Below are 21,221 nucleotides of genomic sequence, written 5' to 3' on the forward strand. Positions count from 1 at the left end.
AGACGAGCGAGGGACCTCGCCGGGCGCGGTCCAGGGAAGGGCACGACGTGAAGATCAACAACGATCCCGTCTACGTCAGGCGGCGTCTGGTCGCGCTCGCGGTCGCGGTGATCGTGCTCGTCCTGCTGATCTGGCTGGTCAGTCGGCTCTTCGGCGGAGACGACTCGGCCAGCGCGGCCACCGAGGAGGCATCCACCCAGGAGTCCCCGTCAGCGGCGGTCGCGGCGACCCCGACGGTGGAGCCCGAGGAGCCCGCGCCGAGCGAGTCACCGGCCGCCGAGCGCGGCGAGCAGGCCCCGCCCGTGGAGTCGACGATGGTGCAGGTCCAGCGGATCACCGGCGGCCTGACCCCCAAGTCCGTGGTCGCCTCCAGCGCCGGGGTCGTCTTCGCCCAGAACATGATGTACAGCCACACGGTGACCGTCTACGACGCCGACGGCGCCCGGCTGAAGACCATCGACGACGCCGTCGACCTCGCCGACTTCGGCGTCGAGGGCCACCCCGGCGAGAGCAAGGGCGCGCCGGTCGAGATGGCCTTCAGCCCGGACGGGTCCACCGCCTGGGTGAGCAACTACGCGATGTACGGCGAGGGCTTCCTGCCCGAGGGCAAGGACGCCTGCACCTCCGGCGAGGGCATCTCCCCGAGCTACGTCTACGAGATCGACACCGCCAGCCTGGAGATCGAGCGGGTGGTCGAGGTCGGGGCCGTGCCGAAGTACGTCGCGGCCACCCCGGACGGCAAGCACGTGCTCGTGAGCAACTGGTGCTCGATGGACCTCAGCGTCATCGACGCCAAGACCGCGAAGGTCGTCAAGACCATCCCGCTCGGCGGCGAGAACCCCCGCGGGATCGCGGTCAGCCCGGACAGCTCGACCGCCTACGTGGCCAACATGGGCAACGACGAGACCGTCAAGGTCGACCTCGGCAGCGGCGAGGTGACCCCCTTCGCCAGCACCGGGGTCAACCCGAGGCACCTGCTGATGTCGCCGAAGGGCGACCGGCTCTACATCACCAATGCCGGCTCGGGCACCGTCTCGAAGGTGGACACCGGCAACGGCGAGGTGGTCGGCGAGGCCACCGTCGGCGCCGACCCGCGGTCGATGGCGATGTCGCCCGACGGTGCGGCGCTCTACGTGGCCAACTACGACTCGGCGACCGTCTCGAAGGTGCGCGCCGAGGACATGAGCGTGCTGCAGACCGTGGAGACCGACGACGTGCCGATCGGGATCACCTACGAGCCGACGAAGAAGCGGGTCTGGGTGGCGTCGTACAACGGCTCCCTCGTCGTCTACGACGACTCGCGCCGCGCGGCGTGAGCCTCGGCGTCGTCGTCAACCCGGCCTCCCGCCGGGCGGCTGCGGCGATGACGGCGCTGCGGGCGGTGGCCGCCGAGACCGGCTGGGGCGAGCCGATGGTTCACGAGACCGCGGTGGACGCCACCGGGACCGGCCAGGCCCGGCAGTGCGTGCGCGACGGGGCCCGGCGCGTGGTCGTCGTCGGCGGTGACGGCACCACCCGGGCGGTCGCCCATGGCCTCGCCGGCAGCAGGGTGCCGATGGGCATCGTGCCGGCCGGCACCGCCAACCTCTACGCGCACAACCTGCGCCTGCCGCTGCGCGACCTCACCGGCGCGGCCTGGCGGGCGCTGACCGGACCGGCGCGCCCGGCCGACCTGGGGCTGGCCCGGTGGCGCGACGAGGACGGCCGGTGGAGCCGGGAGCACCCCTTCCTCGTCATGGCCGGTCTGGGCCGGGACGCCGAGACCGTGGCCAGGACCAGCGAGGAGGCGAAGGCCCGGGTGGGCTGGCTGGCGTACTTCGCGCCCGCCGGTCGGGCCGCGCTGCGCCGGCCGCTGCCGGTCCGGCTCAGCGTCGACGACGGTCCCGAGCGGGAGCTGGCCGCATGGAGCGTCATCGCCGCCAACTGCGGGGTGGTCCGGGCGGGCATCACCATCGCCCACCAGGCACGGCACGACGACGGCCTGCTCGACCTCATGGAGGTCACCGTGCGCCGGCCGGACCAGTGGCTGCCGCTGGCGGCGAAGGGGGTCCTGCGCCTGCCCGGCCGGGTGCCCGGCCTGCGGCACGAGCAGGCGCGCGAGGTGCAGGTTCGCCTGGAGCAGGGCACCGTCGCCGCCCAGCTGGACGGGGACGTCGTCGCGCGGGTCACCGCGCTGGCCAGCCGCGTCGAGGCCGGCGTCCTGGACGTGGTCGGCGCCGTCTCCACGCCTGGGTAGGGTCGGGCCATGACTCACGGAACCATCGTCATCACCGGTGCCAGCTCGGGTCTGGGGGCCGAGATGGCCCGCCAGTTCGCCGCGCTCGGCTACGACCTCGCGCTGTGCGCCCGACGCACCGACCGGCTCGACGGCCTGCAGGCCGAGATCGCCGCGGCGCACCCGGGTCGGCGGGTGGAGATCTACGCCCTCGACGTCACCGACGACGACGCGGTCATCGCGGTGACCAAGAAGATCGCGGCCGACCTCGGCGGGATCGACAAGTTCGTCGTCAACGCCGGCCTCGGCAAGGGCGCGCCGGTCGGCAAGGGCAGCCACTACGCCAACAAGGAGACGCTGACCACCAACGTGCTCGGCGCCTTCGTCCAGGCCGAGGCGGCGATGCAGGTCTTCCGCGAGCAGAAGCGAGGCCACCTGGTGATCATCAGCTCGGTGACCTCGGTGCGCGGCTTCCCCAGCTCGATGACCGCCTACGCCTCGAGCAAGGCGGCCGTGGCGAGCATGGGCGAAGGCATCCGCAGCGAGATGATGGGCAAGCCCGACCTGGACATCGACGTCTCGGTCATCTGCCCGGGCTACATCCGCTCGGAGATGAACGAGAAGGTCGAGCAGAAGGTGAAGTTCATGGTCGACACCGAGCCGGGGGTGCGCTCGATGGTCGAGGCGATCGAGGCCCGCAAGGCGCACGCCTTCGTCCCGGCCAAGCCCTGGGCCGCTCTCGGTCGGGTCATGCAGGTGGCGCCGCTGAAGGTCGTCCGCAAGCTCATGTGACGGCGGGCTCGGACACGGTGCCCGGCGCCTCCGGACAGGAACTGACCGGAAGCGGCGGCACCGTGGGTGGCGACCGCTCGACCCGGCCGACCACCTGGAGGCACCGATGTACCTGCCCGCCCGCGACGACGAGACCCAGCCTACCGCGGCTACGTCGCCCAGCTGCTGGAGTCGCTGCGCGCCAGCGCCCACGGGCTGAGCGACGACCAGGCGCGGCTCGCACCGCTGCGCAGCGCGCTCTCCGTCGGCGGCCTGCTCAAGCACGTCACCTTCGTCTTCGGCAAGGACGTGCCCGAGGCCCAGGACCCGGGGGCGCCCGAGGGCTGGGCCGAGGCCTTCTACGGCAGCTTCGTCATGCGACCGGAGGAGACCCTGCCGCACGTGCTCGCGCGCTTCGACGCCATGGCCGGGTCGCTCGACGCGACGCTGGCCGGCGACCTCGACCCGGACGAGGAGGTCGAGCAGCCGCCGGCGCCCTGGTACGGGATCACCGAGCCGAGCACCGTGCGACGGCGCTACCAGCTCGTGCACATCGTCGAGGAGCTCGCGCGGCACGCCGGGCACGCCGAAATCATCCGCGAGGAGATCGACGGCGCCTCGGCGCCCGCCCTGGTCCTCGCGGTGACCGGCCGGCCGGAGAACCCCTTCGTCACGCCGTGGACCCCGGAGGACGCCACCTCCTGAACCGTCCGTCGCCCGCGCCCGCCCGACGTCTGTCAGGCTGTCCCGCATGCCTGTGCTCGACCAGCCCGTCGTCGGGGTCAGCGGGATCACCGTGGCGACCTCGGACGTCGACTCCACCCGTGAGGCCTGGAGCCGGTTCGCCGGTGCTCCGGAGGCCGACTCGCTCGTCGTCGGCGGCCTGGTCGTCGGTGTCAGCCCGGCTCGCGGCGGCCCCGAGGGGCTGACCGGGGTCACCCTCTCGGTGGAGAACGTCTCGGCCTTCGCCCGGCTGCTGCAGCGCCGCGGGCTGAGGCTGGACGGGACCACCCTCGAGCTCGGTGGCCTCACCTGGCGCCTCGCCGGGACGACCGGTGTGCACCGGCGACGCGGTCACGACGCCGGGGACATCGACGGGATCGACCATGTCGTCGTCGAGAGCAGCGACCCGGAGCGGGCGGTGGCGCTCTACGGGGCGCGGCTCGGCCTCGACCTGCGCCTGGACCGGACCATGCCCCGGCACCGGATGCGCGGGCTCTTCTTCCGCTGCGGGCAGGCGGTCCTCGAGGTGATCACCCGGCTCGACGACGAGGGCACGGTGCGCGGCGCCCCGGGCGTCCCGGACGCCTTCGGCGGTCTCGCCTGGCGGGTGCCGGACGTCGGCGTGGTGCGGGACCGGCTGATGGGTGACGGGGTGGACGTCTCCGAGGTGCGCGAAGGGCGCAAGCCCGGCACCCAGGTGGCCACCGTCCACGACCCCGAGCTGGTCGTGCCCACCCTGCTCATCGGCGCGCCCGCGGACGGGTCCGAGGACTGATCTCTCGGGGCGGGTCGGCCGCCCGCTGCTCCTCGGCAGCTGACTCCCGGCGCAGCCGCCCTTCGCCGACTCCCGGCCGCAGACGTTTCCTCGCCGACTCCCGGCCGCAGACGCTCACCTTCGTCCTATCTCCTGCGCATGCATGCGCAGCGGCTGCAGTTGCCTAGGGGGTTGGGGTCTGGGGGCGGGCGTGGTTTGACGGGAGATATATGCTTGCTGCATGCAATCAAATCCCCCTGAGGTCGGCGTCAGCCTGACCGACACCCTCGGGCGGGTCTTCACCCAGCTCTCCCGTGCGATCTCCCGGCACGCCGAGCAGCCCGGGGCGATGCACCGCACCGACTACGGCATCCTCGTCCACCTCGAGACCGTCGAGGCCGACCGGCTCAGCGACGTCGCCGCCGTCGAGGGGCGTGACGCCTCCACCGTCAGCCGCCGCTTCAAGGCGCTCACCGACGCCGGGCTGGTGGCCCGCACCCCGGACCCGGACGACCGCCGCGCCACCCTCGTGGCCATCACCGACCCGGGCCGCGCCGCCCTGCAGGTCGAGCGCCGCGCCCGCACCCGGATCATCACCGACGCCCTCGGCGACTGGTCACCGCAGGAGATCGACGACCTCGAGCGGGTCTTCGCCCGCCTGGCCGTCTCGCTGGCCGAGTACAACGGCTGCACCCCGTCGGCCGCCCGCACCGTGACCACCGAGCAGCCCACGACCAGCGAGCGGAGGCCCGCATGACCGCCGCCGCCGCGCCCGCGGCCCGCACCCCGTACCGGCTCAGCCCGCACGACCGCCGGGTCTTCATCGGGCTCATGCTCGGCATGCTCGTCGCCGCGATCAGCCAGACCATCGTCGGCCCGGCCATGCCCCGGATCGTCGCCGAGCTCGGCGGCATGGACCACTACAGCTGGGTGGCCACCGCGGCGATGCTCGTCTCGGCGATCACCGTCCCGGTGGTCGGCAAGTTCGGCGACCTCTACGGCCGGCGCGGCTTCTACCTCGGCGGGATCATCGTCTTCATGATCGGCTCGCTGATCTGCGGCTTCTCCCAGAGCTTCTGGATGCTCGTCGCCGGTCGCGCGGTGCAGGGCCTGGGCATGGGCACCCTCATGCCGCTCAGTCAGACGATCATCGGCGACATCATCCCGCCCCGGCAGCGCGGCAAGTACCAGGGCATCATGGGCGCCGTCTTCGGGGTCACCTCGGTCGCCGGGCCGCTGGCCGGAGGGATCATCACCGACACCTGGGGCTGGCGCTGGCTGTTCTTCATCGCCGTCCCGGTCGGGCTCGTCGCCTTCGGCGTCATCGCCCGCTTCCTCGACCTCGACCAGCACCCGCGGCACGCGCGGATCGACTACGCCGGGATCGCCACGCTCATCGTGGCACTCACCTCGCTGCTGCTGGCCACCTCGCTCGGCGGCACCTCGTGGGCATGGACCTCGACCGAGTCGCTCGGCCTCTACGGGCTCGGCCTGATCGCGCTGGTCGCCTTCATCGCCATCGAGCGCCGGTCCGAGGAGCCGGTGCTGCCGCTGCGGCTCTTCTCCAGCCGGGTGGTCACCCAGGCCAACATCGCCGCCTTCGCCGTGTCGATGGTGATGTTCGGCGCGATCATCTACATCCCGGTCTTCGCCCAGGGCGTCATCGGCGTGGACGCCACCAACTCCGGACTGATCCTCATGCCGCTGATGATCGGCTTCGTCGGGCTGGGCATCGTCACCGGCCAGCTCATCACCCGGACCGGGGTCTACCGGCCCTTCATGCTCACCGGCATCGCCGTCATGGGCGTCGGGGCGTGGCTGCTCACCCGGCTGGACCACACCGCCACCCAGACCCAGCTGACGCTGGCCATGGTCGTCCTCGGCGTCGGTCTGGGCATGGTCATGCAGCAGTACGCCCTGGTCGTGCAGAACGACGTCGCCCGCTCCGACCTCGGCGTGGCCACCTCCTCGGTGCAGTTCTTCCGCAACGTCGGCTCGACCGTGGGCATCGCCATCTTCGGCACGATCATGACGAGCACCCTCGCCGAGAAGATCGCCTCGCACCTGCCGGCGGGAGCCTCGGCCGAGGCCGCCGAAGGGGTCGACGTCGGCTCGGTGCTCGACCCCTCCGCGCTGAGCGGGATGCCCCCGGCCGTCGCCGACGCGGTGCGCCAGGGCCTCGCCGAGAACCTGCACCACGTCTTCCTGCTCTTCCTGCCGATCCTCGCGCTGGCCTTCGTGGCCACGGCGCTCATCCCGGCCAAGCCCCTACGGGAGAGCAACGACCCGGCGCCGACGATGACGCCGGAGGGCGAGCGCGAGACGGCCCCGGCCGAGGTGTGATGGAATGTTCAATGACTGCCCGCCGTTGACCCCGGGACAGACCGCCTGAAGGGAGTCACCCGATGCCCGCCGTGACCGTCGAGAACATCCTCACCCTGCCCCGCGTGGCGCAGCCGCGCGAGGGCGCGCAGTCCCGCCCGGTCCGCTCGGTGAGCACCGCGCCGAAGGGGTTCGAGGGCGAGGGCTTCCCCGTCCGCCGGGCCTTCGCCGGCACCGACCTGGCCGCGCTCGACCCCTTCATCCACATGGACCAGATGGGTGAGGTCGAGTACGCCCCGATGGAGCCGCGCGGCACCAGCTGGCACCCGCACCGCGGCTTCGAGACCGTCACCTACATCATCGACGGCTCCTTCGACCACGAGGACACCCACGGTGGCGGCGGCACGATCACCAACGGCGACACCCAGTGGATGACCGCCGGGTCGGGGCTGCTGCACATCGAGGCGCCGCCGGAGCAGCTGGTGATGTCCGGCGGGCTCTTCCACGGGATCCAGCTGTGGGTCAACCTGCCCGGCGCGCAGAAGATGACCGACCCGCGCTACCAGGACATCCGCTCCGGCGAGGTCGCGCTGCTCTCCAGCCACGACGGCGGCACCCTGCTGCGGGTCATCGCCGGCTCGCTCGACGGGCACGACGGCCCGGGGATCACGCACACCCCGATCTCGCTGGTGCACGCGACCGTCGCCCCCGGGGCCCGGCTCGACCTGCCGTGGCCGGCCGACTTCAACGCCCTCGTCTACGTGCTCTCCGGGCGCGGCGTCGTCGGGCCGGAGCGGCGCCCCTTCGGCGAGGGTCAGCTGGCCGTCTTCGGCGCCGGGGACTCGCTCGAGCTGGCCGCCGACGACCGGCAGGACGAGCGCAGCCCCAGCCTCGAGGTGCTCGTCCTCGGCGGGCGTCCGATCCGGGAGCCGGTGGCCGCCTACGGCCCCTTCGTCATGAACAGCCGTGACGAGCTGGTCACCGCCTTCGAGGACTTCCAGGCCGGTCGGCTCGGGGTGATCCCGAAGAGCCCGCGGGTGCGCTCGGCGCAGGAGGTCGTCGACGCGGCGCTCGCCCCCGGCGGTGCGCCGGGGCACCACTCGCTCTGACCGAGCACGCACCGAGAGACCTGCACAGACCGGGCCGGGACGATCCGGCGGGCCCCCTGCACCCGCCGGACCGTCCCGGCCCTTCTTCTTCTCCTCAGTCGGCGGCCAGTTCTCCTCAGTCGGTGGCCAGCGCCGCGGCGGGGGAGACCCTCGCCGCCCGCACCGCGGGCAGCACCGCCGCGACCAGCGCGGCGACGACGGCCGCGGCCGCGACGCCGCCGAGCAGACCCCACGGGATCTCCACGACCACCGGGGTGAGCTCACCGACCAACGCGCCGACCCCGGCGACGCCGTAGACGATCCCGAGGGCGCTGCCGAGGGTGACCCCGACGAGCGCGAGCAGCACCGACTCGATGGCGACCATCCGCCGCAGCTGCGCCCGGGTGGTGCCCAGCGCCCGCAGCAGCGCCGACTCCTGGGTGCGCTCGAGCACCGACAGGGACAGCGTGTTGGCGATGCCGACCAGGGCGATGACCACTGAGACGGCGAGCAGGCTGAGCACCACGTAGAGCACCGCGTCGAGCACCTGGCTCATCTCGGCACGCTGGGCGGCGCTGCCGCCGACCTCCACGCCCGCGTCGGCGACGACCTCGTCGATCGCCTCGACGGTGCTGCCCGGGTCGCCCTCGGCGAGCCGGAGGAAGGCCGCTCGCGTGGCGACGTCTCCGCCGATCCGGTCGAGGTCGGCGCCGGTGACCACCCAGTCGTAGCCGAGCGCGTCGTCGACCACCGCGGTCAGTGTCACCGGACCCGAGCCGCCGCGCACGGTCACCCGGTCGCCGTCGGCGACCCCGAACCCCTCGGCGACGTCGCTGGTGACGTAGATCGTGCCGTCGGTCAGCCGGTCCAGCCGGTCGCCGTTGCGCAGCACCGACCGGGTCTCGTCCGAGACGCCGACGACCGCCTGCGCCTCGTGCGTCGTCCCGTCGACGCCAAGGCTGACCTCGCTGCCGGGCACCGTGGCGACCCCGGTGACGCCGTCGATCTCGCGGAGGTCGTCGACCAGGCCCGGCTCGAGCTCGCCGTCGGTCGCGGTCACCGCGGCGTCCACCGAGTAGCGGTCGTCGAGCTCGGCGGTGATGCTCGCCTCCGCCGAGCGGGCGCCGACCGCGGTCATCGTCACGAGGGTGACGCCGACGAGCAGCGCAGAGGCGGTGGCCGCGGCCCGTCGCGGGTTGGCGACGGCGTTGCCGACCGCCAGGCGGCCGGGGGCGCCGAGCACGGCGGCCGGGACCGCCCCGATGATCCGGGCGAGCGTGGGCACGAGCAGGCTGCCGATGAGCAGCACCCCGAGGAAGGACGTCATCCCGCCGGCGAGCCCGGCCGCCAGAAAGGCCGTCTGCCAGCCGAGGACGAGCAGCCCGGCACCCCCGGCGAGCAGCGCCAGGCCGAGACCGATCCGGACCAGGCCCGCGGTGCTGCGGGCCGCGACCGTGCCGGCCGGGCGCAGCGCCTCCAGCGGCGCGACCCGGGAGGCGCGCAGCACCGGACGCAGCGCCGCGGCGAGCACGACGACCACCCCGACGACGAAGGGGACGAGTACCGCGGTGATCGAGGTGGTGAAGACCAGCTCGGGGAAGGTGGAGCTGCCGGAGGCGTTCGCCAGCGCGACGAGCCCGCCGCACAGGGCGATCCCGATCGCCGTGCCGATCGCGGAGAAGACGACGCCGGTGGCCAGAGCCTCGACGACGGCCCCCTGGACGACCTGCGCGCGGGTCGAGCCGACCGCCCGCAGCAGCGCCGTCTCCCGGGTGCGCCGGGCGAGCAGGATGCCGAAGGTGTTGGCGATGACGATGGCGCTGACGAAGAGCGCCACCGCGGCGAAGGCGAGCAGCATCCCCGTGATGACGTCAGTGCCCCCGGCGAGGCGGGCGGTGACGGCGTCGGCGTGGTCGGTTCCGGTGTCGACGGTCACCGGGGACGACTCGTCGTCGCCGTTGACGTCGTCGGTGGCGCCCTCGGTTGTGCTGCCGGTGGCGCCGTCGTCACCGAGGCTCGCTCCGGCGACCCCGCCGGTGCGCTCGCGCAGCCGGTCGGTGAGCTCGTCGGCGGTCACCTCCTCGGTCCCGCGGACGACGATCTCGGAGTAGCCGTCCTCACCGGTCCACGCGCTCACCGCGTCATGGCTGCCGAAGACCGCGGGCGTGCCGCCGGCGTAGCGCGGGTCGGCGCCGGCGTCGACGATCCCGACGACGGTCACCTCCGAGCCCGGGCCCTCGTCGGCGCTGAGGCTGACCTCGTCGCCGACGGCGAGCTGGTCGGCCGAGGCGACGACCCGCGACAGGGCGATCTCGTCCGCGGCCCGCGGCAGCCGGCCGTCCTCGACCCGCGCGCTGCTCTGCTCGGTCGGGCTCGTCGCGGCGACGACGTAGGCGGGGCCGGTCGGCGTCGCCATGGTGCTGCCGGCACGGAGCTCGCCGACGGCCCGCTGGACCCCTTCGGTCTCCTGCACGGTGGTGAGCGTCGCGGCGGGCATGGGTTCCGTGTCGCCGGTCGCGACGACGGCGTCGTAGTCGGTGTAGTAGCCGGCGACCATGCTGCGGACCGAGCCGCCGAGGGTCTGGCCGAGGCTGAGGGAGGCGGCGGCGAAGGCGACGCCGAGGATGATGGCGATGCCCGGGGCGACGAGCCGCCGGGACTGGCTGCGCAGCGAGGCGATGGTGACCTGCCACATGACGCTCACGCCCCCAGCCGGCGCATCGCGTCGAGGACCGAGTCCTCGGACGGGGCGTCGATCTCGTCGGTGATCCGGCCGTCGGCGAGCAGCACGACCCGGTCGGCGTAGGAGGCCGCCCGCGGGTCGTGGGTGACCATGACGACGCTCTGGCCGAGCTCGCGCACCGAGGTCCGCAGGAAGTCGAGCAGCTCGGCCGAGGAGCGCGAGTCCAGCGCCCCGGTCGGCTCGTCGGCGAAGAGCACGTCCGGGCGGGTGACCAGGGCGCGGGCGGTGGCCACCCGCTGCTGCTGCCCGCCGGAGAGCTCGGCCGGCCGGTGGCTCAGCCGATCGCCGATGCCCAGGACGCCGACGACGTGGTCGAACCAGTCCCGGTCGGCGCGACGGCCGGCGAGGGTCAGCGGGAGCAGCACGTTCTGCTCGGCGGTGAGCATCGGCAGCAGGTTGAAGGACTGGAAGACGAAGCCGATGCGCTCGCGGCGCAGGATCGTCAGCTGCTTCTCGGAGAGGGCGGTGGCGTCGGTGCCGCCGATGAGGATGCGCCCCTCGGTGGGCCGCTCCAGCCCGGCGAGGCAGTGCATGAGGGTCGACTTGCCGGACCCGGAGGGGCCCATGATCGCGGTGAAGCGACCGGCGGCGAAGCCGACGTCGACGTGGTCGAGGGCGGTGACCCCGGAGCCGTCGCGGCCGAAGACCTTGGTCAGGCCGTGCGCCTGGGCGGCGAGCTGAGGGCCCGCGGTGGGCTCGGGTGAGGTGGCGAGGGGCTGGTGGGTGGCGGGTGTCGTGGACATGTCTCCACGCTCGCCCTCGGCAGGGGTGCGGCGCGTCGGGCCACGGGTGGCACCTGGTCGTGGCCGCCTACGACCCGGGTCGTACCTCGACCAGCCCGGTCTCGTACGCCAGCAGCACCATGTGCACCCGGTCGCGCAGCGCCAGCTTGTGCAGGATCCGCCCGATGTGGGTCTTCACCGTGGCCTCGGCGACGTAGAAGGAGGCGGCGATCTCGGTGTTGCTGCGGCCCTCGGCGACCTCGCGCAGCACCTCGATCTCGCGGGGGGTCAGCGCCGCCAGCCGCGGGTGGTCGGCGCCGCGCGGCCCCTCGTCGGGATCCGCCTCCTGCGTGCCGGCGAAGGTGGTGACCAGCCGCCGGGTGGCGCTCGGGGCGATGACCGCGTCGCCGCGGTGCACGGCGCGGATCGCCGAGAGCAGGTCGGCCGGCCCGGCGTCCTTGAGCAGGAAGCCGGCGGCGCCGGCGCGCAGAGCCGCGTAGACGTACTCGTCGAGGTCGAAGGTGGTCAGCACGATGACCTGGGCCGGGTCGCCGCGCTCGGTGAGCGCCCGGGTGGCGGCGACCCCGTCGAACCGGGGCATCCGGATGTCCATGAGGACGATGTCGGCGGGGGTCTGCGCGAGCAGGTCGAGCGCGGCCTGGCCGTCGCCGGCCTCGCCGACGACCGTCATGTCGGCCTGCGCGTCGAGCACCATGCGGAAGCCGGCCCGGACGAGCTCCTGGTCGTCGACGAGGACGAGCCGCACCGGGCCGCTGCGGTCCTCCGGCTCCGAGTGGTGCGTGTGGTCCGTGCTGTCGTCCAGCTGCTCGCTCACCTCTGGCTCCCTTCGTCCTGACGCACGTCCTCGGTCACGTGCTCGGTCGTGTGCTCTGTCCCGTCGTCGGTCCCGTGCTCGCTCGCCTCGTCGGCCACGTCGTCGGTCCGCTGGGCGCGGCGCAGCGGCAGGTGCGCGCTGACCCGGCAGCCGCCACCGCCGCGAGGGCCCGCCTGCAGGGTCCCACCGACGGCGCCGGCCCGCTCGCGCATCCCGACCAGCCCGTGGCCGTCGCCGTCGTCGGGGGCCGCGCCGCCGCGCCCGTCGTCCTCGACCACCACCTGGAGCCCGTCGTCGAGCGCGACCCTGACCTGGGCGCGTGCTCCGGGGCCGGCGTGCTTGAGGACGTTGGTCAGCGACTCCTGGACCACCCGCAGCGCGGCCAGCCCGACGTCGCGGGGGACGCCGGTGAGGTCGGGCGGCGCCTGCAGGTCCACCGCCACTCCGGAGTCGCGCAGCCGGGCGACCACCTCGGGCAGGTCGGCCAGGGCATCGGTGGGCGCGTAGCCCTCCCCGCCGTCCTCGGCGCGCAGCACACCCACCAGGCGGCGGGTCTCGGCCAGGGCCTCCCGCGAGGTGTCGCCGATCGTGCGGAGCGCGCCGATCGCCTGCTCCCGCGCCCACCCGTCGGCGTGCTCGGCGGCGTAGGCGGCCCCGTCCGCCTGGACGACGACCACGGCGAGGCTGTGCGCGACGACGTCGTGCATCTCCCGAGCGATCCGGGTGCGCTCGTCCTGGGCGGCGATCCGGGCCTGCTGGTCCCGGTCGCGGCGCAGCGCGTCGTTCTGCTCCTGGAGGCGTGCCAGCACCTCGTGGCGTCGCCTGTTGAGGTCGCCCCAGAGCCAGGCGAGGCAGGGGATCGCCGAGACCATCACCGACGAGATGACCAGGCCGGCCGTCGTCGGCATGTCGTTCGGCCAGGCGAGCATGCCCAGCGGTCCCGAGACGACCGCGATCGTCAGCCCGGCGCGGCGCCACGTCCTGCTGGAGGACCAGCGGGCGACCGCGTAGGCCGCCATCGGCGCGGTGACGTTGGCCGGCAGGTAGTCCTCGGTGACGACGAGCTGGGCGAGGTGGGCGCCGGTGACGAGCCCGAGCATGAGCGGCGGGTGGCTGCGTCGCAGCGCCAGGCTCAGCGTCATCACGCTGGAGAGGACGGCGATCCCGGCGATGTCGGTGGCGCTCGTGCCCTCGGGCGGGGCGACGACAGCGATGAGCGAGAAGCTGGCGAGCAGGAGCCAGAGCCCGACCGCCAGCGCGGCGTCGGTCAGCCGCGGGTGGCGGGCCGGCCACCGGCGCACCGGGGCGCGGTCGGCTCCCTTCGTCATGCCGCTGAGCCTAGGAGCCGTCGAGGGTGCAGGCGTCCCCCCAGGGTCGGACCTGCTGACCTGACCCGACGACCCCGATCCCTCGCAGCTGCCCGGGCAAATGTCGTGGGTGGCCCGCAACTGCCCGGGCAGTTTCCCGGAGCTTTCGTTGAATCGTCTACCGGGAGGTAGCACCGTGCCTGGCCACACCCATTTTCCTGGGGGAGAACTCATCATGTCGCTGTACCGCCGCCTTTCCGCAGGCGTCGTAGCCGGCTCGCTCGCCGCGGTCGGACTCGTCGCCACATCGTCGGGGGCCCGCGCCTCCAACCCGTACACCGAGTCCGGCAACCGCACCACCACGTGCGACGTCGACTGGTATGCCCAGAGCGAGCTGTCGCACGGGCTGAGCCAGGACTACGACGAGAGCGGCACCATCGAGAACGACGAGGTCTACTCCAACCAGGGGTACCGCTACGAGGTCAGCTCGCAGACGACCGAGTACCCGGAGCTCATCGGCCCCGGCGACTTCCTGCTGCACCACTTCACCATCAACGACTCCGCCGTGGGCTTCCGGCTGCCGATCGCCACCGACCACACCATGCAGGACGTGACGGTGCGGATCGCCTCGACCACCGAGGAGCTCGAGCTCGGCGACACCGCGAGCGCCGACGGCACCGCGCAGGACCCGGAGAGCGCCTACTTCATCGAGGCGACTCTCCAGGGGAGCTACCTCGAGGGCGGTGGCTGCGAGATCACGGCCCCGCCGCTGCTGGAGATGCCGGTGGCCGGTGACTGCGAGCAGGCGCTCGCGGGTCGGACGATCATGTCCCGGGAGACCGCCGACATCACCGTGCGGGACACGTAGGGCGAGGGCGGCGAGGTCAACGCCGACGGCTGGGGCAGCGGCGAGAACCGCACCTTCCGGCTGTACGCGGCGACCGACAACGACCTGACCGACGTGGAGATCGTCTACACCGCGGCGCAGGGCTTCACCTTCGAGCCGGGCAGCGCGGCCGAGGTCATCACGGCCCAGGGGCGGGGCATGGGTGCCCTCTACGGCAACGGCTACACCGAGGCGGCGGAGGACATCGGCACCCCGGTCATCAGCGACGACGGCTCGACCGTCACCCTCACGGTCGGCTCGATGCCGGCCGGCTCGGCGATCGCCTTCAACGCCACCCCGGTGATGGACGACTCCGGCCAGGCGCTGGTCATCGACGAGACGATGGTCGGAACCTACGTCGAGTGCCCGGAGGAGCCGACGGACCCGACGGACCCGACGGATCCCACGGACCCGACGGACCCGACGGATCCCACCGACCCGACGGACGGGACCGATGACCCGACCGACGGGACGGACGAGACGACCAGCGACCCGAGCAGCACCGGCTCGACCGGTGACGCCACGGATGACGGCTCGGCTCCGGGCGACCCGGCCCAGCCGGGCGACCCGCAGACCCCGGGCGTGGTCCAGACCGACGGCACCGGCCCGCCGGTCGGCACCCCGGTGGCGCTGGCCGTGCTCGGCGGCACCGGTGCGCTGCTCGCCGCGGCGGGCGTGCTCATCACCCGACGTCGGGCCGACGCCCGGCACTGACCCGTAGGCACGAAGGGCGCCCCGTCACCGGCTGGTGACGGGGCGCCCTTCGTCGTCTCTCGTGGCGTGCAGCACCAGGGCGCCCACGCCCCCGCGCGACACCCGGACGGATCAGGGCGCCCCGGCGGCTGCAGAGAACCTCTCGTTCACCCGACAAGCCTTCCCCCGCAAGCGACGCTTTATCGGGTTACCCGATAAAGGGGTGGCGGGTGGGACGACAGGGGAGGGGCGAAGGGGGTCAGGTGGTGACGCGGCGGCGGGAGGGGCCGCCGAGGGCGGCCCAGACGTTGACCTGCTTCTCGTCCTGGGTGACGCCCCACTCGTGGGCCAGGCTGCGCACGATCCGCAGGCCGCGCCCGGAGGTGGCCCAGACCGCCCGCGCGGCCGGGGCCGGGACGGTGTCCCCGCCGGCGTCGCTGACCTCGACCTCGACGTTGTCGTTGCGCGCCTTCCAGTGGATGCGCACGGTGTGGTCGGGCAGCGGGCGGGCGTGCCGCAGCGAGTTCGTCACGAGCTCGGTGACGACCAGCTCGGCCTCGCCGACCACCTGCTCGCTGACCCCGCGGGCGGCCAGGTCGCTGGCCACCGCCTCGCGCACCAGCGGCACGCTGTCCGCCTGCCAGGGTGCGCGGATGGTGCGGGCGTGACCACGCCCCACCTCGCCGCCGAAGGCGTCGCGCGCGGGCGGGCCGCCGGCCGGGTCGTTGCCGTTCGCAGGCACTGCAGGACCTCCTCGTCGCTGGTCGTGGGCCAGGCTCCCGACCCTATCCGCCGGTCGCTGGCTCGGCGCGCCGCGGGCGTCGCCTACGCTGCGGCCATGGGCAAGGCATCACGACGCAAGAAGTCCGCTGACGGCGCGACCCGCAAGGCCCGGCCGGTCCCGTACGTCGCCCGCCCCTTCGAGGGCCTGCCGGGCGAGACCGACTGGGTGGCCGCGCACGAGATCCTGCCGGCCGCGACCGCCCCGCTGACCCTGCGCCCGGGCGCGCTGCCCGACGGGGTCCATGCCCCGACGAGCGTCACCCTGGCCACCGTGCTGCCGATGGCCTGGCCGGCCCTGCACCGCGACGACGGCAGCGTGCTCATCGCCAGCCAGTCCGGCTCCTCCAGCGGCGACGCCAGCCGCGACCTGGCCGGAGCGCTGCTCACGGCGCTGGCCACCGAGCCCGGTGGCCCGGTCACCCAGGTGCCGCGCCCCACGGCCGAGACCCCGCGCCTGCAGGACCTGCTGGAGACCACCACCCCGCTGCAGGTCACGGTGCACGAGGGCTTCGACTTCTGGGTCGAGGGCCAGGACGTCGACGGCGAGGCCGCCGACTCGCTGCAGCGGGCCAACGAGACCGTCGTGCCCACGGTCGCCCTCGCCGCGGCCACCTCGAGCTACTGGTGCCGGATCGGCGAGCGCACCTACATCCGGCACGTCCTCGCCGAGCAGGAGGACCGGGCCACCGACGCCATGGCCCGGCTGGCCGCGGCCGGCGAGAGCGCGCTGGACGACGAGCGGCCGCTGCTCGGCGCCTTCCGCGCCGGCGGCCTGCTCGTCCCGGTGTGGGAGGTCCCGGCCGACGCCGACCCCGCCGACAGCGAGGAGGCGCTGGCCGCCTTCGCCGCCCGCTACGCCACGGCCGCGGCCAGCGCCGAGCCGCTGACCGCCGACGAGCGCCGGGCCCGCTCCGGGCTGGTCTCGCGTCAGGTCACCCTGCGCTGACCATGTCCGCCCCGGTCGCCGCCGTCGTGCCGGCCAAGGACGAGGCCGCCCGGGTCGCGGCCACCGTGGCCGCGCTGCGCTCGCTCGCGCCGGTCGACCTCGTCGTCGTCGTCGACGACGGCTCCACCGACGGCACCCACCTCGCCGCCGCGGCCGCCGGGGCGCTCGTGGTGCGCCACCACCGCAACCGCGGCAAGGCGGCCGCCCTGACCACCGGCCTGCTCCGGGTGCGCGAGGAGGAGACCCGGAAGGGCGGACCGGCCCACCTGCTGCTCTTCGCCGACGCCGACCTGGAGGGGTCGGCGAGCGCGCTCGGTCCGCTGCTGGAGCCGGTGCGCGACGGCCGGGCCGACCTCAGCGTGGCCAACCTGCCACCCGGCCGGTCCTCGCAGGGCGGCGGCCGGGTGGTCCGGTACGCGCAGACCCGGATCGCCGCCCTCACCGGCGCCCAGATCACCCAGCCGCTGAACGGCATGCGCTGCCTGGACCCGTCGGCGGTCGCGGCGGCGACCCCCTTCGCCCCCGGGTGGGGGGTCGAGGCGGCGATGCTCGTCGACGTGCTCCGGGCCGGCCTGCGGGTGGTCGAGGTGCCGGTGAGCATCAGCCACCGCCGCACCGGCACCGACTGGCGCGGCCAGCTGCACCGGGCCCGGCAGCTGCGCGACGTCGCGCTGGCCCTGCGCGCCCGGCGGGAGCGGTGAGCCCGGGGCGGCTCTCCGGCGGCCTGCTCGTCGCGGCGATCGGGCTGCTCCTGCTCGTCGGCGTCTCCGGGGAGTCGGTGGCCCTGCCGCCGCTCGGCGACCCCGGGTGGGCGCCGCCCGCGCTGCCCTGGACCCTCGCGCCGTGGCTGGTGGTGGTGCTGCAGGCCAGCGCCTACCTGCTCGGCGGCGCCTCGCTCGTGGTGCACCTGCGCCGCCCGACCCCGCTGCGGCTGCGCTGGTGGCACCTGGCCGGGCTGGCCGCGCTCGTCCTGCTGACGGCCCCCTTCGGCACCGCGGACCACACGAACTACGCCGGGTACGGCCGGATCCTCGCGCAGGGCGGCAACCCCTGGGTGGTCGCGCCCGAGGACTTCCGCGGCGGCGAGGACCCGGTGACCTGGCTGGTGCAGCCACCGTGGCGGGACACCCCGAGCGTCTACGGGCCGGTCGGGACCTGGCTCATGGGCCTGGCCGGGCTGCTCGGCGGGGAGTCGATGCGCCAGGTCGTCTGGGTGTGGCAGGCGTTCGTCGTCGCGGCCTGGCTCGGCGTGCGGGCCCTGCTGGTGCGCCTCGGCAGCCCACGGCCGGTGGTCGACCGGTGGTGGACGACCAACGTGCTCGTCCTCGGCGCCGGGGTGCTCGGCGCGCACCTGGACACCCTCGCCCTCGCTGCGATGGTGGCCGCGCTCGCCGCCGGTCTGGCCCGGCGCCCGCTGCTGGCCGGGCTGCTCACCGGCGTCGCCGCGAGCACCAAGATCACCGCCGGGGTCGTCGGGCTGGCCCTCGTCGTCGGCTGGGTGATGGAGGGAGCGCGCCCGCTCCCCGAGCGGCTGCGCCGGGCAGCACGCCCCACCCTGCTGCTCGCGGCGGGCACCCTCGCGGTCCTGGTGCCGCTGCACCTGCTCGCCGGGCGCGAGGCCGTCTCCCAGGTGGTCGGCTCCGGTGGCGGGGTCTCCTACGCCACCCCGTGGCGGGCGGTCTACACCGTGCTCGACCTCGGGCTGCCCGAGCTCGCCGCGCGCAACCTGACGATCTGGGTCAGCGCCGCCGCCTGCCTCGCGCTGGCCCTGGCGCTGTGGCCGGTCACCGCGGCGCTGGAGCGGTGGCCGGCGGTGCGGGCGCTGCTCGTGCTCACCACCGCCTACAGCCTGGTCGCCGCCTACGTGCTGCCCTGGTACGAGCTCATGCAGTGGGCCTCCCTGACCCTGGCGCTGGGTCTGCTCGTCGCAGCGGCCAGGGGGGAGGCTGCCCCGCTGGCCCACCACCGGGGCCTGCGGCTCCTCCTGCTCGCGCTCCTGCTGCGCGGCACGGTGCTGGCGCTCGCCTACGTGCCGGGCAGGGTGCGGCTGCCCGCCGACGTCGAGACGGTGACGCTCGGCTTCCGCTTCGTCGCCTCCCCGCTGGCCACGGTCGCTGTCTGGGGGGTGGTCATCGTGCTGTGGCGTCGGACCCGGTCGTCGCGCCGGCCGACGGCGCCGGCCGGGCCGTCGTCTCGGTCCGCGACCACGCCGGGCGGCTGAGCATCGCCAGCGCGAGCAGGCCGGGCACGAGGATGAGCGCCGCCACCGCCGGGATCGCCGTGCCGGAGTCGTTGAGCAGGAAGCCGGCGGTCAGCGCGACGACGATCGCGATCAGTCCCGGGCGCAGCGCCGGGTAGAGCGCGAGCAGCGGGCGCACCGGCCGCGCCGGGCGGCTGTCCGGGCGGGCGAGCACGAGGATGATCAGGACCAGCCCGACCGGGACCAGCAGCGCGGTGCGCTCCGGCCCGAGCAGGATGTCGACGTTCGTCTCCAGCTTGCGCAGCACGATGCCCAGCGCCTCCCCGTCGAGCAGGCTCTGGAAGAAGCGCCCCAGATGGGTGCGCTGCGCCTCCGGCCGGAGCCAGTCCAGCCAGGCCATGCCGAGGAAGGCGAACCCCGTCACGACGACGAGCCCGAGCGCGGTCCGCCAGGTCAGCCGCACCTGTGCCACGGCCAGCACGAGGTAGCCCACGGCCGGGGTCAGCGCCAGCGCCCCGCCGCCGTCCGCGCCCAGCCAGGGGGCGGCGTCGACGACGACGGTGAGCAGCCCGAGGACCGCGACCACGGCGACCACCGCGCGTCGCCGTCCGGTGCGCAGCAGCGGGTCGGCCAGGGCGGTGATCGCCAGCAGCGCCGAGGTGGCGAAGAGGGCGAAGGGGACGTTGCCGAAGCCGTGGAAGCGCCCGCCGTCGAGCGGGTGCAGCCCGAGCACCCCGAGCATGGTCATCCGCCCCTCGTTGAGCAGCAGGTCGAGGGCGAGGATCCCGGCGGTGACCGCGGCGAGGGACCCGACCGCGGCCAGCGCCCGTCCGCGGGCGCCACCGGCACCGGGCACGAGCCTGCCCAGCCCCAGGACGAGCGCCGCGGTGAGCGCGAGCAGCGCGGCGATTATGCCGACGACGACCCCGGTCAGCGCCCACCCCGGGCTGCCGGCCCGCCACCAGGGCACCACCGTCGCGAGGAAGGTGGCCGCCGGCAGCGCCATCGCGCCCAGCCCGACGACGCCGCTCACCGGGGCGAGGATCGCCCGCCCGCGCTCGCCGGCCCGGCGCCAGCCGAGCGCCAGGGAGAGCACGAGCACCGCCAGCGCGATCCCGAAGGTCCGGAAGAAGGTGGGCAGCACCTCGTCCCCGACGACGAGCTGGGCGTCGTCGTCGACGAGCCGCTGCTGGCGCTCGCGGAGCGGGGCGTCGTCCGGCTGCACGGTCAGGGCGCGCCCGGCGGTGCCCTCGGGTGCGCCGAGGCCCGACGTCTGCAGCGCCGTGTAGGTGAGGTCGGCGACCTGGGCCATCCCGGTGCGGCTGGTCGAGTCCGAGGCCAGCCAGCCGGGCTCGATGCCGCCGCCGGATGCGACGAGCACCCGCAGCCCGGGGGTGCCGCCGTCGTCGGACAGGCCGGCGACGAGGACCAGCGTGTCCTCGGGCAGCCCGTCGACGGTGTCGGAGACCAGCCGGTCGGCGGCGGTGACCTGCGCCAGCCGCTCGGGCCCCGGCTCCGGGCGGGTGATCGGGTCGGCGCCGAGCAGGCTGACCGGGCAGCCCCCATCCTGGCCGCTCATCGGTCCGAGCTCGGGCAGCAGGCCGTCCTCGGTGCGGGCCCCGAGGTAGCTGCCGGCGCCGCCGATGTGCACGCAGGCGCCGGTGTCGGCGACCTGCTGGCCGAGCCGCCCGATCCGGGCGTCGAAGCCGTTCGCGGCGATCTCCTCGCGGGTCCCCCGCCAGGCGGCCGCGTCGGCCTCACTCACCTCGACCGCCGTCAGCGCGTCGCTGCCCGGTCCCGGCAACGTCGGCAGCGGCCCGCAGTCCGGCAGCGCCCGCGGGTCGGCGCGCAGCTCGCGGTCGCTGACGTCCCGCGGCTCGGCGGCCCGGTCACCGGCGGAGAGCCCGAGCCAGCCGTCGACCGGGCAGGAGGTGAAGTAGGTGGAGCGCACGTTGAGGTTGGCCACCGCACCGTCGTCGGCGAGGTCCCAGATCGCCGGGGTCGTCTCCCGGGTGACGTCCGACCAGGACATCCCGGGCACTCCGATGACGACGACGTCCCGCGGCGGCTCGGCCAGGGACGCCGAGGCCGGGCTGCCGGCCGCGACGAGCAGCCCGGTGACGAGCAGCACGAGCAGGGCCCGCCCGGTCCGTGCTGCGGTGCTGCGCATGCGCCAACCGTAGAGGTCGCCCCCGCCCCTCCCTTCCCTGCGCCGCGCACCTGCCCACCCTTT

General features: G+C 74.4%; 19 protein-coding genes. 13 read left to right on the top strand and 6 right to left on the bottom strand.

The features are described from left to right. Nucleotides 1-47 precede the first annotated feature (47 nt). From BJY28_RS16800 to BJY28_RS06275, 8 genes are all read left to right on the top strand, one after another. Entirely contained in the window at nt 48-1,316 is a 1,269-nt protein-coding gene (locus BJY28_RS16800; protein ID WP_179462236.1) for a YncE family protein, read from the top strand. Further along, nucleotides 1,313-2,236: a diacylglycerol kinase family protein gene (locus BJY28_RS06245; protein ID WP_179462237.1), complete on the top strand. Its 924-nt coding sequence runs from the start codon at nt 1,313-1,315 to the stop codon at nt 2,234-2,236. Before BJY28_RS16800 ends, BJY28_RS06245 begins: the two co-directional genes overlap by 4 nt. A gap of 9 nt (nt 2,237-2,245) precedes the next feature. Continuing rightward, nucleotides 2,246-3,007, top strand: coding sequence for an SDR family oxidoreductase (locus BJY28_RS06250; RefSeq protein ID WP_179462238.1), 762 nt, complete (start codon nt 2,246-2,248; stop codon nt 3,005-3,007). A gap of 66 nt (nt 3,008-3,073) precedes the next feature. Further along, complete coding sequence (locus BJY28_RS06255; protein ID WP_179462239.1) at nt 3,074-3,691, top strand: mycothiol transferase; 618 nt, start codon at nt 3,074-3,076, stop codon at nt 3,689-3,691. Nucleotides 3,692-3,737: 46 nt separating this feature from the next. Next, on the top strand, nt 3,738-4,484 hold the full coding sequence (locus tag BJY28_RS06260; protein WP_179462240.1) for a VOC family protein: 747 nt from the start codon (nt 3,738-3,740) through the stop codon (nt 4,482-4,484). A 220-nt stretch (nt 4,485-4,704) separates the two neighbouring features. Next, nucleotides 4,705-5,220: a MarR family winged helix-turn-helix transcriptional regulator gene (locus BJY28_RS06265; protein ID WP_179462241.1), complete on the top strand. Its 516-nt coding sequence runs from the start codon at nt 4,705-4,707 to the stop codon at nt 5,218-5,220. Further along, nucleotides 5,217-6,806 carry an MDR family MFS transporter gene (locus BJY28_RS06270; protein ID WP_179462242.1) on the top strand — a complete coding sequence of 530 codons (1,590 nt, stop codon included), beginning with the start codon at nt 5,217-5,219 and terminating at the stop codon, nt 6,804-6,806. The genes BJY28_RS06265 and BJY28_RS06270 overlap by 4 nt, the downstream gene beginning before the upstream one ends. Nucleotides 6,807-6,868: 62 nt before the next feature. Beyond that, entirely contained in the window at nt 6,869-7,894 is a 1,026-nt protein-coding gene (locus BJY28_RS06275; RefSeq protein ID WP_179462243.1) for a pirin family protein, read from the top strand. Between the two features lie 115 nt (nt 7,895-8,009). On the opposite strand, the gene BJY28_RS06280 is transcribed toward BJY28_RS06275, so the two are convergent. The 4 genes from BJY28_RS06280 to BJY28_RS06295 all read right to left on the bottom strand — a co-directional run bounded on the left by BJY28_RS06280 (nt 8,010) and on the right by BJY28_RS06295 (nt 13,501). Then, nucleotides 8,010-10,568, bottom strand: coding sequence for an FtsX-like permease family protein (locus BJY28_RS06280; RefSeq protein ID WP_246313631.1), 2,559 nt, complete (start codon nt 10,566-10,568; stop codon nt 8,010-8,012). A 5-nt stretch (nt 10,569-10,573) separates the two neighbouring features. After that, nucleotides 10,574-11,359 (bottom strand): ABC transporter ATP-binding protein, encoded by a 786-nt coding sequence (locus tag BJY28_RS06285; protein WP_179462245.1) that lies wholly within the window; start codon nt 11,357-11,359, stop codon nt 10,574-10,576. Nucleotides 11,360-11,426: 67 nt separating this feature from the next. Next, nucleotides 11,427-12,053, bottom strand: a complete 627-nt coding sequence (locus BJY28_RS06290; protein WP_179463980.1) for a response regulator — start codon at nt 12,051-12,053, stop codon at nt 11,427-11,429. A 116-nt stretch (nt 12,054-12,169) separates the two neighbouring features. Next, a complete protein-coding gene (locus BJY28_RS06295) occupies nt 12,170-13,501 on the bottom strand; it encodes a sensor histidine kinase (protein WP_179462246.1) in 1,332 nt (443 codons plus the stop codon). Between the two features lie 214 nt (nt 13,502-13,715). Here BJY28_RS06295 and BJY28_RS06300 point away from each other — a divergent pair, with 214 nt between their 5' ends. Together BJY28_RS06300 and BJY28_RS15830 are read left to right on the top strand one after the other, a co-directional pair. Then, on the top strand, nt 13,716-14,348 hold the full coding sequence (locus tag BJY28_RS06300; RefSeq protein WP_179462247.1) for a hypothetical protein: 633 nt from the start codon (nt 13,716-13,718) through the stop codon (nt 14,346-14,348). Between the two features lie 93 nt (nt 14,349-14,441). Next, nucleotides 14,442-15,080, top strand: a complete 639-nt coding sequence (locus BJY28_RS15830; RefSeq protein ID WP_218875221.1) for a hypothetical protein — start codon at nt 14,442-14,444, stop codon at nt 15,078-15,080. A 238-nt stretch (nt 15,081-15,318) separates the two neighbouring features. Here the strand turns inward: BJY28_RS15830 and BJY28_RS06310 are convergent, their stop codons facing one another. After that, nucleotides 15,319-15,801 carry an ATP-binding protein gene (locus BJY28_RS06310; protein ID WP_179462248.1) on the bottom strand — a complete coding sequence of 161 codons (483 nt, stop codon included), beginning with the start codon at nt 15,799-15,801 and terminating at the stop codon, nt 15,319-15,321. 96 nt (nt 15,802-15,897) lie between these two features. On the opposite strand from BJY28_RS06310, the gene BJY28_RS06315 reads away from it, so the two are divergent. Genes BJY28_RS06315 through BJY28_RS06325 form a run of 3 tightly spaced genes read left to right on the top strand, consistent with a single transcriptional unit; the run spans nt 15,898 to nt 19,009 of the window. Beyond that, on the top strand, nt 15,898-16,788 hold the full coding sequence (locus BJY28_RS06315; RefSeq protein ID WP_179462249.1) for a DUF5926 family protein: 891 nt from the start codon (nt 15,898-15,900) through the stop codon (nt 16,786-16,788). A 2-nt stretch (nt 16,789-16,790) separates the two neighbouring features. Continuing rightward, nucleotides 16,791-17,489: a glycosyltransferase gene (locus tag BJY28_RS06320; RefSeq protein ID WP_179462250.1), complete on the top strand. Its 699-nt coding sequence runs from the start codon at nt 16,791-16,793 to the stop codon at nt 17,487-17,489. Further along, the gene (locus BJY28_RS06325) at nt 17,486-19,009 is read left to right on the top strand and encodes an MptA/MptB family glycosyltransferase (protein WP_179462251.1); all 1,524 of its coding nucleotides are present in this window, start codon (nt 17,486-17,488) and stop codon (nt 19,007-19,009) included. The genes BJY28_RS06320 and BJY28_RS06325 overlap by 4 nt, the downstream gene beginning before the upstream one ends. Here the strand turns inward: BJY28_RS06325 and BJY28_RS06330 are convergent. Beyond that, nucleotides 18,918-21,158, bottom strand: coding sequence for a hypothetical protein (locus BJY28_RS06330; protein ID WP_179462252.1), 2,241 nt, complete (start codon nt 21,156-21,158; stop codon nt 18,918-18,920). The two genes, BJY28_RS06325 and BJY28_RS06330, sit on opposite strands and share 92 nt — an antisense overlap. Between the last annotated feature and the right edge of the window lie 63 nt (nt 21,159-21,221).

This window comes from Janibacter alkaliphilus (assembly GCF_013408565.1).
Lineage (GTDB): Bacteria > Actinomycetota > Actinomycetes > Actinomycetales > Dermatophilaceae > Janibacter > Janibacter alkaliphilus.